This window comes from Gluconobacter sp. DsW_058, assembly GCF_002153615.1.
GTDB classification, from domain to species: domain Bacteria; phylum Pseudomonadota; class Alphaproteobacteria; order Acetobacterales; family Acetobacteraceae; genus Gluconobacter; species Gluconobacter cerinus.
This window is the reverse complement of sequence record NZ_JOPH01000001.1, coordinates 22,000-38,488: the sequence shown is the minus strand read 5'-3', so window position 1 is coordinate 38,488 and position 16,489 is coordinate 22,000. Positions and strand designations below refer to the sequence as shown.

Genomic DNA, 16,489 nt, shown 5'->3' with positions numbered 1-16,489 from the left:
CTCAGGAATTACGATCCATCAGCATGCTTGTCACAGCTGATTTGAAAGGAAGAAGGCGGTTGGCAACGGCCAGGCCCAACTTTCTGGCAGCCAGAAATGGCGTCTCGTCACGCGTATAAACTGTCGCGATCGCATTGGTTGCAGCAAACAGTGGCGCCGTCGCCATCCGATGGGTCCGGGCGAACTTCGAGAGCACGATGGGTCCCCCCGCATCTCCAGGTCCATCAGCGATGGCACGCGCAAGCGTTTCCTGTCCTTTAAGACCCAGATTGAAGCCATGCGCCGTAATCGGATGCATCCCCACGGCAGCATCCCCAATCAAGGCAAAACGCGGCGCATGAAAGCGATGAGCATAGACCGCTTTCAAAGGATAGGAACACCGCGGGCTCTCCAGCTCCATTGGACCCATACGTCCCTGCGTCCGCTCCGTGATCTCGGCGTTGAATGCGTCAGCTTCGAGCGTCTTCAGACGCGCAATTTCATCGTTTTCCAAGGTTAAAACGAGCGAGGACGAAGCCCCTTCACGCCCGTCAGGAGCGATTGGCAAAAGGGCAATTGTCTGTCCCTCGTCAAACCACTGAAGCGCGGTATGAGCGTGACTTTCCGGATGATGCATCCGACAGACCAGAATGCTCCGGCCAAAATCATGAACAATTGCACCGATGCCCGCATTGTCGCGCAATCGCGAGAAGCGTCCATCTGCTCCGACCAGAAGATCAGCAGTCAGTTCCGTACCATCTGTCAGTGTTACAGAGGCGGACTGCGCGTTATGTCGTGCCGTCTCAATCCCTTCCCCGGCGCGGATTTCGAGGCCCGGTGTCCGCTCTGCCACACGATACAGAGCGCGGCGGATCAGATGATTGGCAACAAGATATCCAAGTGCGTCAGGGCCATCGGCTGGCGCATCAAACAAAAGCGGCGGACTGCCGACCGTGCCGGTTTCAATGCGCGCCGTGTGCATGGGGCAGATGGACGTTGCCGGGATCTCAGCCCAGGCTCCTGCATCTTTCAGCCAGTTCGCGGCGTGATGCGTCAGAGCAATTTCTCGCCCGTCAAAAGGCGGATCAGCCAGCACAGATACTGGCGAGCGCTCAATGACACAAACCCTGCGACCATCCCGGGCAAGAGAAATGCCACAAGCCAGACCAACCGGGCCGCCACCCGCAACAATCACATCATACCGCATTCTGTTCAGCCTGCGTCTGCATCGAATGTAATGGGCTCGCCTTTCCAGACTGCCATATAATTTTCGATCTCCGGGCGCTTACGACCTTCGACCGGCTTTTCCGGCGTTCCGACGAAGAGGAAGCCCGCAAGACGATGCGGATCTTTCAACCCAAGCGATTCGAGAAGCGCACGGTCTTCGCAGAAAGGTCCCGTAACCCAAACCCCGCCAAAACCTTCGGCATGCAACGCGTTAAGAACATTCATCGCACCGGCAGCCACGGACATTTCCTGCTCGATGACCGGGATCTTGCCGTCAGGGACAATGTGCATCCCCAACGCAATAATCATGGGCATGTTGGAGAAGCGATCCCGTCGCTTTTCCTTCTTGGCAGATGGGGCGTCGGGCTCCTGCCGTTCCATGGCTTCCAGCACCACCTGGGCAAAGGCCTCCCGATGCTTTCCTTTGATGACCGTGTAGCGCCACGGTCGCATCCGGCCATGATCCGGCGCTCGCAAACCTGCAGACAGGATATTGCGAAGCTGCTCGCCCTTGGGGGTCGGCTCAACGAGGTTATCGGTCGAGGCGCGGGAGAGAAGGAAGTCGAGGGAGGAGTGATGATGTGCCATGGTTCAGATATGGCGCGATCAGCCTCATCCGCCAAGGGGGCGACAGAGTCTCGCCCAAACTCTTGAAGACAGGTGACAGTCTTCCCGTTCTGCGGCACTCTAGGACCCTTCTTTTTCATCCTTTATCTCAGGGACAGCGTGGAAATAACCCTCCCGCTGGTGTAGCAGAACCACCATGACCGAACCCCGTCACGCCCGTCTGCACCGCGCGACAAGCGAAACCGATATCACCCTTGCCCTGTCTCTTGATGGGCAGGGACGCTCAACCGTGGACAGCGGCATCGGCTTTTTCGACCATATGCTGACGGCACTCGCCAAACATGGCGGCTTCGATCTGGAATTGCTCGCCAAGGGTGATCTGCACATTGACGGGCACCATACGGTCGAAGATGTTGGCATCGTGTTTGGGCAGGCTTTCCGTCAGGCGATCGGGGACAAGCGCGGCATCGAGCGCTTCGGTCATGCACTGGTGCCGCTGGACGAAGCCCTGTGCGAAGCCGTGGTGGATATTTCCGGCCGCCCCTATCTGGCGTGGAACGTGGTTTTCCCACGCGAGAAGATCGGCACGATGGATACCGAACTTTTTGAAGAATTCTTCCGTGCTTTTGCAATGTCGGCGCACATCGCGCTGCACCTGACCTGCAAGGCAGGAACAAACGCCCACCATATTGCAGAAAGCGGCTTCAAAGCGGTGGCCCGGGCCCTACGCGTTGCCGTCTCGATGGACCCCCGTGCGGCGGGCGCCATTCCCTCCACCAAAGGCGTCCTGTGAAGCTTTTCACGCCCTGTACGGACCCCGCCTCATCGCGGCCGCTGGGTTTGCCTGTCATGGTGCAGAACGGCTTTTCCTGGCGTGTCATGTTTTTCGGATGGCTGGGCCTTCTCACTTATGGCGCCTGGATCTCCGGACTTCTTGCCGCAGCCGTGTCCATCCTGCTGCATGTCTTTATTGCTTCACGGTGGGACATTGCGATTATCGTAGGTATTCACGCTGTCCTTGCCACGTTCACGGCAGAAATCCGTCTGTGGGAAATGCGCCTCAATGGCCGCCAGATGGGCCTGCCAATCCCTGCTCCAAGCAAGGACATTGCGCTGATCCGCTGGGCGGACCGGCACACATCACCTGTTAGCCCCCCGGAGTTCCCATGCGCGTCGTCGTAATTGACTATAATGGTGGCAATCTTGCATCGGCCGCTCAGGCCGCCAAAAAGGCTGCGGCATTACGTGGACTTGACGCAGACGTCACCATTACGCGCGATGCAGACGCCATCCTGAACGCCGATCGCCTTATCCTGCCAGGTCAAGGCGCATTTGCCGATTGTGCCGCAGGCCTTGGGCCGGATCTTCGCAATACTCTTGAGACTGCAACGGCTAAAGGCACGCCTTTCCTTGGCATCTGTGTGGGCATGCAGCTTATGAGCGAATATGGCCTGGAGCACGGCCGTACCGAGGGGCTGGGCTGGATTTCAGGTAATATTCGTCGCATGGATGAAGCCGCCAATGCAGGTCTGCGCCTACCCCACATGGGCTGGAACACGCTTGATTTCAAACCGGGCGCACATTTGCTGACGCAAGGCCTGGAGCCCGGAATGCATGGCTATTTTGTTCATTCCTATGCCTTGCATGACGGGCATGAAGACGAACTGGTGGCGACCGCACAGTACGGAAATTCGGTCCCCGCCATTGTTGCGCGCGGCAACCGGTGCGGAACACAGTTTCACGTTGAAAAAAGCCAGACTGTTGGCCTGACCATCATGGGCAACTTTCTGAGGTGGACGTCATGACCGTTGTTTGCGAACGGGTCGTTTCATCCCTCTCGCCGGATGACATGGAAGCGCTCTGCGAAGCAGTAACGGCAGGCATTCTGGATGGCGGCGGTTTCGGCTGGCTCCAGCCGCCCGGAAATCAGGCTCTGGAGCGTTATTTCGAAGGCCTGCTTCTGGTGCAGGAGCGCAGCCTGTATGTGTTGCGCGAAGACGGCATCATTTGTGGTGCGGGACAGCTTGTGCGTCCGCCTTCCAGCTACGAAGCTCATGCCGCCATAGTCAATCTGACAGGCTTCTTTGTTGCACCCTACGCCCGAGGGCGAGGACTGGGGCGCGCTTTGATTCAGGCTATGATCCAGGGCGCAAAAGCCATGGGTAGCAAAGTTATCAACTGCGACGTGCGTGAAACGCATGCTGCTGCCATCGGGCTGTTCCGGTCGCTCGGTTTTGAGCACTGGGGCACCCATCCCTATTATGCACGGATCGGAGGCCAGACGGTGCGCGGACTTTTCTTCTCCAAACTACTCGCCGGTGAACATGAAGCGGCCCGCTGGCAGTCCAGCATTGCTGCACCGGATGCTGGCGGCGCGCCTGTTTCCTCCGAGACCACCAAAAGCCATCAGGGCCTGATGCTCTACCCCGCCATCGACCTGAAAGACGGCGCCTGCGTCCGGCTTCGCCGTGGCGAGATGGAAGATGCCACTCACTATTCCGACGACCCTGCGGCACAGGCCAAGCTGTTTGAAGAAGCAGGCTGCCGCCATCTGCACGTCGTTGACCTCAATGGTGCTTTCGCTGGCAAATCGACGAATGTTCCAGCCATTGAATCCATTGTGAAAGCTACTGGTCTGCCGGTGCAGCTTGGTGGCGGCATCCGTGATATGGCTGCCATTGAGCGCTGGCTGGAAGCCGGCGTTTCTCGCATCATCCTCGGTTCCGTGGCGGTAAAAGACCCGGAACTGGTCCGACAGGCCGCGCGCGCCTTCCCGGGGCAGATTGTTGCTGGGATTGACGCCCGCCAGGGCCGCGTTGCAACAGAAGGCTGGGCAGAAGTTTCGGAACTTGAAGCCAACGATCTGGCACTCCGTATGGAAGATGCAGGCGTTGCCGCCATCATCTTCACCGAAATTACCCGCGACGGGATGCTGGCCGGGCTTGATCTCGAACAGACGGCAGACATGGCGCGCCGCCTCTCCATTCCCGTCATTGCAAGCGGTGGCGTCGGCACCCTCGACCATCTTCGGGACCTGCGCACTATTGCCCGCGACGTACCGGGCATTTCCGGCGCCATAATCGGCCGGGCGCTGTATGATGGGCGTATTTCCCTCAAGGACGCCCTGGACGTACTCGGTTCATGCTGAAACTCCGCGTCATTCCCTGCCTTGACGTCAAGGACGGCCGCGTCGTCAAAGGGGTGAACTTCGTCTCCCTGCGTGATGCAGGTGATCCGGTGGAGCAAGCCAAGCTTTACGACGCTGCCGGTGCTGATGAGCTGACATTTTTGGACATCACGGCCAGCGTCGAAAATCGCGATACCATTCTGAATGTCGTACGCCGCACGGCAGAAGCCATCTGCCTCCCCCTGACGGTAGGTGGTGGCGTTAGGACCTGTGAGGACATGCGACGCCTGCTTCTGGCTGGCGCCGACAAATGTGCCGTGAATTCGGCGGCGATCACGCGCCCTGAACTGATCCGTGAAGCCTCGCAACGCTTTGGCAGCCAGTGCGTGGTCGTGGCGATTGATGCGCGGTCGAATGGGCGTGGTGGCTGGGAAGTCTATGCGAAAGGCGGCCGCGAACCCACCGGACTGGATGCGGTGGAATGGGCCAAAAAGATGCAGGATCTGGGCGCAGGCGAAATCCTGCTCACCAGCATGGACCGTGATGGCACGAAGTCCGGTTTCGATCTGGATCTGCTCAGAGCGGTCTGTGGTACAGTGACCATCCCTGTGGTTGCATCCGGCGGCGTTGGCGAATTGCATCATTTTGTTGAAGGCGCGCAGGTTGGCGCAAGCGGCCTGTTAGCCGCCAGCGTCTTCCATTTCGGACAGTTCCGCGTTGGGGACGTCAAACAGGCACTGAATGAGGCCGGCCTTCCGGTCAGACTTGGAGAATAAGGCAATGGCAAAAGCAGCAAAGCCGGAAGAGCGCAAAACGACACCGGCCAGAGAGCACGTGCTGGAGCGCCTGTTCGAAACCGTTCAGTCCCGTCGCGGCACAGACCCGACGCTGAGCCATTCAGCCCGTCTGATGGCCCGTGGCCGCAACAAGATCGCCCAGAAATTTGGCGAAGAAGCTGTTGAGTGTCTGATCGAAGCCGTCAATGGCAATCGCAAGGAACTCGTCGGGGAGAGTGCTGACGTTCTTTATCACCTCATCGTCATGTGGGTGGACGCAGGCGTCTCTCCCGACGATGTCTGGGCAGAGCTGAAGCGTCGCGAAGGCACGAGCGGGATTGCCGAAAAAGCATCGCGCCCCAAGGAAAAGCTTGGTTAAGGGACAAAGCCATGACGTACGACCATAGTAATATCTTTGCGCGCATCCTCCGTGAGGAGATCCCGTCCCGCACGGTTTACGAAGACGACTACGCGCTGGCCTTTCACGACATCGCCCCGCAGGCACCTATCCATGTGCTGGTCATCCCCAAAGGGCCATATGTCTCCATTGCGGACTTCAGTGCGACAGCGTCAGCCGATGACATTACTGGCTTCTGGAGAGCGGTCGCAAAAGTGGCTGAAGCAGAGGGCCTGACGAAAGACGGTTTTCGCCTTATCAGCAATTCCGGCGCCAATTCAGGCCAAGAAGTTCCTCACTTCCACGTCCACCTTTTTGGCGGCGCGGCACTAGGCCCTTTGCTTTCGCAAAAACTGTAAAATAATACTTGCAAACCCTGAGGGCCTCTTCTATTAACGCCCTCGCTCTGGTCCCATTCGTCTAGAGGCCTAGGACACTGCCCTCTCACGGCGGCAACAGGGGTTCGAATCCCCTATGGGACGCCAATCTTTCCAATGACTTAGAGTTCTGGTCGCGGAATGATTGACTGCTTTTGGGCCCACCTTGGGCCCGCCACCGGAAAAGACGATGAGCACATGGTCCCAATGGGCCCATGAAAAGGCTATGCTGGGCCCAAGCGAGGCTCACCATGAAAGACCGAATCACTTCTACCAAAATCGATCCTGCGACCGGCCGCGCTCTCCCCGCAGGTGTCGAGTATCGCGGCAAAGGTCAGTATCGGGCCCGCAAGCGCATCGCCGGCGGCGAGAGAATCCATCAGACCTTCTCATCGGCCAAGCTGGCCCGACGGTGGTTGGATACGACATCTGCCAAACTCGAACTCGGCCAGTTTCAGGATACGCGCCCGCTTGAACGCCAGACCGTCCGTGAACTGGTCGAGCGTTATGTGCGTGAGGAGATGCAGGCGCGGGAGAATGATCGCAAGGGTCATATCCCCGCCATCCTTCAGGACGAGATTGCACAATTGGCACTGGTCGACCTGACTTCGACAGCAGTCCGTGGCTTCCGGGACCGGCTGGCTGACAAATACAGCGCAGCCACGGTCGTCAAACGACTCAACCTGCTCGCTGCGATCTGCCAGCACGCCATCGCGGAATGGGATGTACCTTTTGCGAAGAACCCGGCCGCCGCAACCGCAGTCAAGCGCCCGGCAGGCGCGGATAAAAAACGCAACCGGCGCCTCGTTGGCGACGAATACGAACGTCTTTTGGAGGTCATGGCTAAATCACCCTGGCCCGATGATGTCGCATTCGTGCGGTTCGCCATCGAACAGGGAACGCGACGGGAAGAGGCCCTGACGCTCCGCTGGCGCGACATCGACTTCGACCGACACTCACTGTCCTTTGCCAAGACGAAAACAATGCATCGCGCCATCGAACGTGGGCCGGAAATCCGTCCGCTGACACCCGGTGCGGCGCGCCTGCTTCGGACCCTTCAGACACAACGCAGATCCAGCCAGCCCGGAGATCTCGTATTCGACATCGGTAGCAAGGATGCTTTCTCCGTTCGGTTCGGACGGATGACGAAGAAAGCTGGCCTTCGGGACCTCACGTTTCACGACCTTCGCCATGAGGCGACAAGCCGTCTCGCAAGGATTTACACGAACCCCCTGGAACTTCGCCGCGTGACGGGTCACAAAGATATCAAGTCTCTGGACAGGTACTACCAGCCTCACACGGAAGATCTGGCCGCGAAAGCCATCGCGTATGAGAAGCGTAACTGTGCCGACAAAGAATAGCGCTTCCGTCAGGCTGTCAGACAGGACAGCCTGATCAGAGCCATAAGCAACAGAGCAGCAATCACAATCCAGAAACTGAAATCCAAACTGAAGACCAAACTCTCTCCGCGCCCCCGCCGCTTTTTGCGGAGCTGTTTTCTCTCGGTCTCAAGGAGCTTCCGCTCAAGGAAATCATCAAGCGCAGCCATCGGAAAACACCGCACCCGACCGATTTTCAGCGACTGGATTCCCAAGGTATCATGCTGGTTCCGGAGTGTTCCTTCAGCCAAACCGATATACGCTGCTGCTGCCGCGTAACGTAACACCCCACGAGACTCTCTTGCTACAGCTTCGCTTTTAACCGACGACATGATGGTGCTCCGGTTTTGGAAGACCGATTGAACATAGGATCCGGCAAGGTCGTGCTTTCAGATCCCCGTCATCCGCTATTGTCCTGGACATCGTCACAACCTCCATGAGGGGAAGCTGACTTCAATCGATAACTCCGGGCGTGAGCATCGAATCACTTGCCAATTTCCCTGTTACAATCAGGGTAAGAGACATTCCTGAAACGGCAAGACGGTTTTTTCGTGATTTTTGACACCGTTCGGTTCCACTCCGGATACCAAAACTGATGTCGTGCGCTAGCATTTCTGGCGCGGGAGCTCCGGTTCCGGACATCCCGCGCCCCAGACATCGATCCTTGTCCTTATAGCGACATTTCTCTGTCACGCCCGTCGTCAGCGATCTGGTCCACCAGAGACTGGCACAGTGCCTTCAGGTCCTCCGGACGCGCCAGCAGATCGAGAAAGATACAGACCGGGGTGATGCCGACACGACGGTAAAAGGCTTCACGCCGCTCGAAGCGCTCCAACCCCCGTAACTCGTGGTCGTTCCGGGTAATGCGATTGGGTCCACAGGAACCGATGACCTCGATAAAGCAGGCAGCATTTCTCCTGCGCAATGTCAGGTCCGCCTTCTCCGCCCCGAGGTCAGCCATGATCGGCTGATGGAGATCGATTTCCATATCCTCGTGCTTCAAAGACTCAAGAATCTGGTAAACGACACGTTCGGGAAGGGATTCCAGTGTCTTGCCATTGGACGCGATCTTCCCTGTCGGCGGCAGATCAGGCCAGCGAGCCCTTGCCTGCGTATCGACGCGCGCCCAGTCCCGCTGGCCAGACTCACCGATGAACACCAGATGTTGGCCGGCGGGGCCGAGGTAGCGGCAGATGGCCTCGCTCGGTGGAGCACCGAGGTCACGGGCCAGGTCTCGATAGGTGATAAGATCAGTTTCGGTGGGGTAAAAATGGGACGGTGTAGCGTCGCCTGAGAAACGAGACATTGTTTTTTCCATGAAGAAATAAAAACAGACGCGACACGAGCGCGCCTGTTGATGAAAGAAACGGGTGTGGGTGTAAGCGAGGATGGAGAGCCTCAGTCGCAGCCGAAGCTTTCGCCTAGCAGCAGTTTGTCGGCCAGGCACCGGACCTTGCATCCAATCAGGCGGGTCAGAATGACGACGCCCTCCATGATGCGATCGTCCGTATTACCAGCAAGCGACTGACTCAGGGCAAAGTCGAGCAACCCGTGCAACGCCACGACTTGCATGAGATCCACCTCCACGGCGGAGGAAATTGTTGTATGATCTGACATTGATATTCTCGTTTGGAAGTATTGCGGGACGAGGAACCCACACGCAAAAAACCGACACATAGCCAGAAAAGAACAAAATCCTTTGGGGAATTTAGGGTGTGAGACCTCAAAAGTTCCAGAACAAAAACCAAAACAAATAAAACAATTATAAGTCCAATAAACAAAACGAATAATACAAACCGAAAAAACTTTGCGAACATAATAAAGGCCGGGCGGTAAGTTCCGCCCGGCCTTTGTTTTTTATTCTCGGCGCGCATCCATGATTCGTAGAAGCGCAATCGCGGCCGTGATTGCGGGAACGTCACGATCCACTGAATCCCGATACCGGATCAGGGCAGGCAGAAGCATCGTAAACAGCAGAGCGTCGCGATCGAGCGCGTCGTGAGGTTGATTGGTATCCACAGGAAGTCTTCCCTGAGACTTGACACCCAGAGCGCGGACTGAAAACGGTGACGGTACAATCCTTACAGCTCTTTTGGGGAAACGAGGGTATCCCGCTTCGAAGGCCCCACAGGAGTTCTTTTAGTACTATCTATTCTGTACTCGCGCGCGGGCGCGCGCAGGGGTAGTTCGATCGCTGCTTCGTCACGTCACTCCCCGACATAATGCCCGGTTTCAGCGAGATCCTTTGCGAAGGCCAGGCCGAATTTTTTCCAGCCATCCCCGAAATTGTCGTAGGTCACCAGAAACACCTGCTGCGGGCGGATGAACTGCGGGGCAAAGACCTCCAGCACACGCGGATCACTGGCCCAGCCCGGCAGCTGTTCAGGCGTCATCAACACGGCAACCGTAATCCGCTGATGTCCGGGCTCAATTGTCTGGAGCGGTCCGAACTCCAGCACCCGCTGCCGCACGAGCGCGTAGCAGTAGCGCGACGCCGAGGTCACACCGGACGGGGGCGATGCGGTTCCGATAAGCGGCGGAATGCTCACCGCCCCTATATGACCCCGTTCATCAGGCGGGATTTCAAAATGCCCGACGATCTCCGGACCGGAGCCCAGAAACAGGTCCCCCTCAAAGCGTGTCGTCGCCTCGACATTGTCCGGCGGCGAACTCGAGGGTTTTGGCTCGGAGCTATCGTCCAGATCATGCAATCCCAATTGAGCCGCTGTAGGCATACCGGGATGGCCCGTGTGAACGACCCAGCTCACTGGCACGCGCCGCACCACGCCCGCCGCCATCAGCGCCTGCACGAACGGTGTCGGCGTGATGCTGCGCGGACCGTCGCCGAGCAGGACGCCGGTGGTGTCCGCGTTATAGGCCGCGCCCGGCTCGACCCCGGCCGTGTATCTACTGAGGATGACGGCTGACATGGGCCATGCCGCCTCACCATGAATAGCATCGCCTCGCAGCCTGAGGCAGACGCGACGGCTGTTCCCCTCCTCCAGATCACCTCGGTCACCCGGCAGAGCCCGCAGCGTCGCCAGAATATCATCGGCCGCCTGCGCGGCCTTGCGGTCGTCCGATGCCGCACAGACAGACGGGACGGAAGCGCCGGTCAAGGCGGTTGTGACCAACGCCGCCAGCAGCGGTGCGGACAGCAAGGATTTCATGGTCCGGAAACGCATGACCTATTGCTCCTCCTGATTACCGACCAGTTCCAGACCTTTCGATCCCCGATGGAAAACAAGCCGATGGCGATTATCCCTACCGTTTTCCAGATTCTGAAAGGACCCGATCGTCCTGCGGAATACAGGTGACTGCATCCAGTCCTTCAGACCATCACTCCGGTAGACAGCCGTGGCGGTCATGACATCACGCCCGGCCCAGTCCCTGTCATGGGGCTTGATCTCCGTGATGGCATTGAGGTGGAGACCAACACAGACGCCGCTGACCTGACTGATCAGATAGGGATGCAGCAGATAGAGCGACTGCTGCGGACCATTGCCCCGCGCGACCGACACGCTGTTCGGCCAGGCCAGCGTCCCCAGCGGACTGCCCCGCGCCATGAAATTCGGTTGTACAAGCTCGTAGCTGAAATCGGGATCGTTACGCGGCGTCGTGTAAATCGCGGCCGAGGCTACACCACCGGCAAGAAAGCTGACCGGCACAAGATGACGTTCGAGCACACCGCGATGCGTCAGATCGGTGACGATCTCCAGTGCGGTATCATTCGCAGGGCCAGCATAGAAAATGAAAGGATGACGATCGGGGGCTGTCCAGGGTGTCGATGCCATCCAGAACTGACGACCGGCCCAGTTCTCGAAATTCAGGCCTGGCGCAAAGCGGAACGTCAGACAGGAACGCGTGTCGATCGCCTGATGAGCTGCCAAAACCGCGCGGATCGCAGCCCTGTCACCGGATCCGCCACTGAACGAAGATACGCCTGCCCCAACGACCGCGAGGGCTGAGACACCTCCGCCGATCTGCGCAAGACGCGGCAGCCGGGAGAGCGTTAAGGCAAGGGAACGCAGCATGCTCATGTGTCACAGCCCTCCCACGTCACGACACAGACCCAGCAGATGCGTCAGTTTCCGGTTCAGGACACCGCCCAGCACGATGATGCCCTCAAGAAGCTGGGCGCCTTCACTATCGGCCTTCAGCGTATCGAGGCGACCTCGCAGAAGATGATGCTCCAGTTCCATCAGGCGGATGACGTCATGCAGTCCGGCATGCAGTTCCTCCAGCCTTGGATCGCCGAACGGAACGGGAGACAGCGAACGAACCTCATCGGTCATGACAAACCCTTCGACAGAACACGTGGTTCATGCGAGATTGGGCCCAGGATCAACGGAGACCCGCTTCACACTACGATGCAAATAGATACGCATATTCGCATATACATACAAGCGCGTTTTCGCGTAGGAGTCGCTTTTCCACACACCGGAAGAGAGATTGCCTGTGACCGTCCGTTCTCGAGCCAGGCGCCGTCGCATGTCTGATGACCAGATCCGCCTGCTGCGCGAGCGTGGCGAGCGCCTCCGACAGGCCGCCCAGAGCATCGGCATCACGCACGCGGCCAAGGCGGCCGGCGTGCCCTACACGACGCTGCGGGATTACATGAATGGCAGTGAGATGAAACTCTCCGCCGTAGCGTCTCTCGCCCGCGCCTGCGGCGTCTCGCTGGACTGGTTGGCCTTTGGTGTGGGAGCTGGTCTCGACGCGGATGGTGAATCATCGGCTCCAGTTCGTGGCGGTCATCAGGTCGTAATCCCCTGGCTGTCGCCTCAGCCGGACGAAGGTCTGCGCGTTGGCAAATCCTGGCTGGAAGCAGCACTCCCGCGTGACCCGGCAATGCTCCGTCTCGTCAGTGTTTCGGGGGACGCGATGGCGCCGACCTTGCAGGAAGGCGATCTCGTCATCGTGGATACCAGCGCCCGCTCGGTTCAGGGCGGCGCCATCTTCGCGCTGCGGGTTGAGGGTGACATTCTGCTGCGCCGCCTGGAGCGCCGATTGGGAGGTGGAATCCGGGCTCTCGCGGACAACGATCGCTATCCGCCGCAGGAACTTCAGACCGCAGAGGCCGCAGGACTGGATGTCGTGGGCGAAGTCGTCTGGTCGGGAGGATTGCCGCGCGGTTGAACTCTGGTGCAGAACTCAACGGAAACTCGTTCGTATAAATAGTAAATTATCCGCTTGTTATTGCGAAATATCGCATATAACATCCTGACAAAAGCCGCCTACTACGCGGCCATGCTCAGGAGCGCCATCATGTCGGATTCTGCGGATATCACGTCGTCGTCCTCGTCAGGCGTCCATCTGGTCAACTCGGATGTCTCTATCGGTAATGGTGCCGTGTGGACGGAAACCGAGTTGGGCGATGGCGGTGAACTCTTTGTCGAAGACGGCGGACTGGCCGTTAATACAGTGCTCGACAAGGGCGATCTGACCGTTGATGCCGGCGGCGTTGCCTCCGGCGTGACGGTCACCGGCGACTGGGATGAAAACGGTTATTTCGAAGTCGACGGCGGCACGATTACCGATCTGACTGTCGAAAATCAGGGCTGGGGCATCGTCAACAGCGGCTCCATCAACAATGTTCTGGTCACCGATAGCGGGTATATCGAGATCGCCGCTCTCGCGGACAATGTCACCGTGAGCAATGGCGGTGGCATCGAAGTAGATTCCACCGGGGTCGTCAAAAACCTGACCGTCGGCCCCGGCGGCACGTTTGGCATCCGCCCCGGCGAGGGTGGTGTGATCGAGAGCGTAACGGTCGCCAGTGGCGGCACAATCAACGCCGCAGATATATCATCTGCAGGAGGCGTAACGATCCAGAACGGCGGCAGTATCGATTTCAGCGGCATGGCCTTCCAGTCAGATGGCAGTGCAACACTTGAAGGCGATCCGGTCCTGACAGTGACCGAAGGCGGCGTTTCACGTTCGGTCTCCATCGAAGGAAATTATGCCGGGGAGCATTTCGTCCTGAGCGACGACGGATCGGGAGGCACCGTCGCCACTCTGGAGCCGGATGACGGCACGCCCTGCTTCTGCCGGGGCACGTTGATCGCGACTGAACGGGGCGAGATCATGGTGGAAGATCTCGCCATCGGCGATCGGGTGCGGACGGCCTCGGGTACCCTGCGCCCCATCCGCTGGATCGGGCATCGTTCGTATTCTGACCCGTTTGTCAGGGGCAACCGGAACGTCCTGCCCGTTATAATCCGGGCGGGAGCCTTGGGCGATGGTCTGCCGCGACGGGATCTCTCCGTCTCCCCGTTGCATGCGATGGCCCTGGAGGGCGTGCTCATACCGGCAATCTGTCTCATCAACGGGATCAGCATTCTTCAGGCGGAGAGCATCGATCAGGTCACCTATTTCCACATTGAACTCGAAACGCACGATATACTTCTGGCTGAAGGGGCGCCTTCGGAGAGTTTTGTCGATGATGACAGCCGGAACATGTTTCACAATGCCGCCGAGTTCAAAAAACTCTATCCGGATACAGCGCCAATTCCGGCAATCTACTGCGCGCCCCGGATTGAAGAAGGCCCCGTTCTTGAAGCCATCCGCACACGCCTGAATGCCGAAGCCGGGATCGCACCAACTCCAGCCTCAGGCGGCATCGTCGAAGGCTATCTCGACGAGGTAACACGAACGATCATCAGGGGCTGGGCCAGAAACCCGCACTCTCCGGAACCGGTGCGTCTGTCCCTATTTGATAATGGCATTGCCATCGGGGAAGTCGTGGCCGATTGCCCTCGTCCTGATGTCGGCGCGGACTGTGGTTTCTGTTTCGTCGTGCCGGGTGGTTTCACCCCAGACATGAGGCATGTCATCGAAATCGCGCAGGCAGATGATCCCGGCACGTCACGGAACTTTCTTGGCCATACGCCATGGATTCTGGACCAACAGACGAGCGGCCACCATATCATCGCGCGGTCGGCAGTGCCCGCGTCGTCAGCCACGATGTGCGGCTATATCGATAGCGTTTCCCGCGACCGGGTCTGCGGCTGGATTCGTGATCCTGCACAGCCCGGAGAGTCAGTCGCCATACAGGTCGTGGTGAACGGGACGATTGTAGAACGAAGCATTGCCAACGGGCGCCGTCCCGATGTGGCCGACGCCAGTGCAGGGCCGGAACGGTGTGGGTTCGATCTTCTCTTTGCCCCACCCCTGTCACCATTGACGCGCCAGATCATTGAGATCCGCAATGAGCGCACAGGAGCCGTACTGGGGCAACCGATCGTAATGGAGCCAGCTGACCGGTTCGAACCCGACCTGGAAGAGGCTGTTCGCAGGGCGATTGGTTCCGTGCAGGATTCAGAGGTTCAAAATCGAGCCCTGTCCTTTCTGGCCGCGCAGATGGAGCGCCTGAAACAGAGCCATGCCGACCATCAGTCGGGACGCATCCGGAGCTCGACACAGCGTGAACGTTCCCGTCGGGGCTTGGCGCTTCCGGCAAACCGTGCTCCAACAGCGCTTGTCATCGACAGTCGCATGCCGGATGCCCGGCGTGACGCCGGTTCGTGCGCCATTCTGTCGCATATGAGCGCCCTTCAGGCGCTTGGCTATGAGATCTCGTTCGTGGCAGCAGATGAAATGGGAAACGCGTCAACGCCACCCATGAAAAATATCGATATATGTGCGGCGCCTTTTTATAGTTCGGTCGAAGACCTGCTGCGACGGCAGGCACAGAGTTTCGACCTAATCTATCTGCACCGACAGTCTATTGCGACGCGCTATCTGCCGCTTGTTCGCCAGCACCAGTCACACGCACGGGTGATCTACGCCGTCGCCGACCTGCACCATATGAGAATTGCGCGACAGGCGGCAGTCGAGGAACGGCCGGAACTGATGGCGAGGGCACGTCATATCCGGGATGCCGAATACGCCGCCGCCCGTCAGGCCGATGCCGTTCTGACCCATTCAACCGTGGAGGCCGCGATCCTCAGGCGTGATGTGGCGGGCGTCGAAGTCCATGTCGTTCCCTGGGAGGTGGCAGTTAGAAAACGAATACCATCGTTTGATGCCCGTCAGGGGGTTCTCTTTCTTGGTAATTTCAGTCATGCGCCAAACAGTGATGCCGCATTCTGGTTGGCTGAAGAAATCATGCCGCTCGTCTGGCAACAACGACCGGATATCCACTGTGTCATTGCAGGCGCAGACGTGCCTGATAGAATTCGTCGGCTCGCAGCGCCCCGCATTGAGGTGATCGGCCATGTTCCTGACTGCGGCGTTCTGTTCGACAAGGTCCGTCTCAGCATCGCCCCACTCCGCTTTGGAGCGGGTGTGAAGGGTAAGGTTCTGGACAGTATGGCCACTGGGGTTCCGTGTGTGATGACACCAATTGCGTCCGAGGGAATGGAACTGCCCAAAGATTTTGCTGACGCGACAGGAGAAACCGCTGAAGCACTGGCTGCGCTGATCGTCAGCTTGCATGATGACTCAACGACGCACGCCAGAATGGTTCGGGCTGGGTGTCACTTTATTCGAGAGCGACATGATCATGCGAGAATTGTCGACGTATTCGGAAGGATCGCTGGAGGTACGACACGTAAACGTCAGGCCGGGTAACCGGTCTATGGTCGGCTTTTTGCGAGGCAAACGGAATATTGTCTTCCAGACCAGGAAGTAGGCGAATGCCTCCTGTTGCCTCAGCG

At 58.6% G+C, this 16,489-nt stretch carries 19 protein-coding genes and 1 tRNA gene; 11 read left to right on the top strand and 9 right to left on the bottom strand.

Going from position 1 to position 16,489, the window contains the following annotated elements; all coding sequences use genetic code 11:
* Position 1 precedes the first annotated feature (1 nt).
* Both ubiM and HK24_RS00160 read right to left on the bottom strand, forming a co-directional pair.
* Entirely contained in the window at positions 2-1,186 is a 1,185-nt protein-coding gene (ubiM, locus tag HK24_RS00165; protein WP_086632837.1) for a 5-demethoxyubiquinol-8 5-hydroxylase UbiM, read from the bottom strand.
* 5 nt (positions 1,187-1,191) lie between these two features.
* Entirely contained in the window at positions 1,192-1,794 is a 603-nt protein-coding gene (locus tag HK24_RS00160) for a nitroreductase (RefSeq protein WP_233125907.1), read from the bottom strand.
* A 175-nt stretch (positions 1,795-1,969) separates the two neighbouring features.
* On the opposite strand from HK24_RS00160, the gene hisB reads away from it, so the two are divergent.
* The 9 genes from hisB to HK24_RS00115 all read left to right on the top strand — a co-directional run bounded on the left by hisB (position 1,970) and on the right by HK24_RS00115 (position 7,811).
* Positions 1,970-2,566, top strand: a complete 597-nt coding sequence (gene hisB, locus HK24_RS00155) for an imidazoleglycerol-phosphate dehydratase HisB (protein ID WP_046901095.1) — start codon at positions 1,970-1,972, stop codon at positions 2,564-2,566.
* The gene (locus HK24_RS00150) at positions 2,563-2,955 is read left to right on the top strand and encodes a hypothetical protein (protein WP_064275114.1); all 393 of its coding nucleotides are present in this window, start codon (positions 2,563-2,565) and stop codon (positions 2,953-2,955) included. Before hisB ends, HK24_RS00150 begins: the two co-directional genes overlap by 4 nt.
* On the top strand, positions 2,940-3,578 hold the full coding sequence (gene hisH, locus HK24_RS00145) for an imidazole glycerol phosphate synthase subunit HisH (RefSeq protein WP_086632836.1): 639 nt from the start codon (positions 2,940-2,942) through the stop codon (positions 3,576-3,578). The genes HK24_RS00150 and hisH overlap by 16 nt, the downstream gene beginning before the upstream one ends.
* Positions 3,575-4,921: a 1-(5-phosphoribosyl)-5-[(5-phosphoribosylamino)methylideneamino]imidazole-4-carboxamide isomerase gene (gene hisA / locus HK24_RS00140; RefSeq protein ID WP_198942026.1), complete on the top strand. Its 1,347-nt coding sequence runs from the start codon at positions 3,575-3,577 to the stop codon at positions 4,919-4,921. The genes hisH and hisA overlap by 4 nt, the downstream gene beginning before the upstream one ends.
* Positions 4,915-5,676, top strand: a complete 762-nt coding sequence (gene hisF / locus HK24_RS00135) for an imidazole glycerol phosphate synthase subunit HisF (protein WP_086632834.1) — start codon at positions 4,915-4,917, stop codon at positions 5,674-5,676. The genes hisA and hisF overlap by 7 nt, the downstream gene beginning before the upstream one ends.
* Positions 5,677-5,680: 4 nt before the next feature.
* Positions 5,681-6,055, top strand: a complete 375-nt coding sequence (locus HK24_RS00130; protein ID WP_046901090.1) for a phosphoribosyl-ATP diphosphatase — start codon at positions 5,681-5,683, stop codon at positions 6,053-6,055.
* A gap of 11 nt (positions 6,056-6,066) precedes the next feature.
* Positions 6,067-6,432, top strand: coding sequence for a histidine triad nucleotide-binding protein (locus HK24_RS00125; RefSeq protein ID WP_086632833.1), 366 nt, complete (start codon positions 6,067-6,069; stop codon positions 6,430-6,432).
* Between the two features lie 50 nt (positions 6,433-6,482).
* Positions 6,483-6,558 (top strand) — tRNA-Glu (locus tag HK24_RS00120).
* Positions 6,559-6,701: 143 nt separating this feature from the next.
* Positions 6,702-7,811 (top strand): site-specific integrase, encoded by a 1,110-nt coding sequence (locus HK24_RS00115; protein ID WP_086632832.1) that lies wholly within the window; start codon positions 6,702-6,704, stop codon positions 7,809-7,811.
* Between the two features lie 8 nt (positions 7,812-7,819).
* Here the strand turns inward: HK24_RS00115 and HK24_RS00110 are convergent, their stop codons facing one another.
* The 7 genes from HK24_RS00110 to HK24_RS00085 all read right to left on the bottom strand — a co-directional run bounded on the left by HK24_RS00110 (position 7,820) and on the right by HK24_RS00085 (position 12,124).
* A complete protein-coding gene (locus tag HK24_RS00110; RefSeq protein WP_086632831.1) occupies positions 7,820-8,161 on the bottom strand; it encodes a hypothetical protein in 342 nt (113 codons plus the stop codon).
* 338 nt (positions 8,162-8,499) lie between these two features.
* Complete coding sequence (locus HK24_RS00105; RefSeq protein WP_086633040.1) at positions 8,500-9,135, bottom strand: hypothetical protein; 636 nt, start codon at positions 9,133-9,135, stop codon at positions 8,500-8,502.
* Positions 9,136-9,227: 92 nt separating this feature from the next.
* Positions 9,228-9,446 carry a hypothetical protein gene (locus HK24_RS00100; protein ID WP_086632830.1) on the bottom strand — a complete coding sequence of 73 codons (219 nt, stop codon included), beginning with the start codon at positions 9,444-9,446 and terminating at the stop codon, positions 9,228-9,230.
* Between the two features lie 240 nt (positions 9,447-9,686).
* Entirely contained in the window at positions 9,687-9,848 is a 162-nt protein-coding gene (locus HK24_RS13560) for a hypothetical protein (protein WP_158092981.1), read from the bottom strand.
* Positions 9,849-10,036: 188 nt separating this feature from the next.
* Positions 10,037-11,014: a hypothetical protein gene (locus HK24_RS00095; protein ID WP_086632829.1), complete on the bottom strand. Its 978-nt coding sequence runs from the start codon at positions 11,012-11,014 to the stop codon at positions 10,037-10,039.
* A 3-nt stretch (positions 11,015-11,017) separates the two neighbouring features.
* Entirely contained in the window at positions 11,018-11,869 is an 852-nt protein-coding gene (locus HK24_RS00090; protein WP_086632828.1) for a hypothetical protein, read from the bottom strand.
* A gap of 3 nt (positions 11,870-11,872) precedes the next feature.
* Positions 11,873-12,124 (bottom strand): hypothetical protein, encoded by a 252-nt coding sequence (locus HK24_RS00085; RefSeq protein WP_062274372.1) that lies wholly within the window; start codon positions 12,122-12,124, stop codon positions 11,873-11,875.
* A 196-nt stretch (positions 12,125-12,320) separates the two neighbouring features.
* Here HK24_RS00085 and HK24_RS00080 point away from each other — a divergent pair, with 196 nt between their 5' ends.
* The gene (locus HK24_RS00080) at positions 12,321-12,968 is read left to right on the top strand and encodes a LexA family transcriptional regulator (RefSeq protein ID WP_086632827.1); all 648 of its coding nucleotides are present in this window, start codon (positions 12,321-12,323) and stop codon (positions 12,966-12,968) included.
* 129 nt (positions 12,969-13,097) lie between these two features.
* Positions 13,098-16,403 (top strand): Hint domain-containing protein, encoded by a 3,306-nt coding sequence (locus HK24_RS00075; RefSeq protein WP_086632826.1) that lies wholly within the window; start codon positions 13,098-13,100, stop codon positions 16,401-16,403.
* The last annotated feature ends 86 nt before the right edge of the window (positions 16,404-16,489 follow it).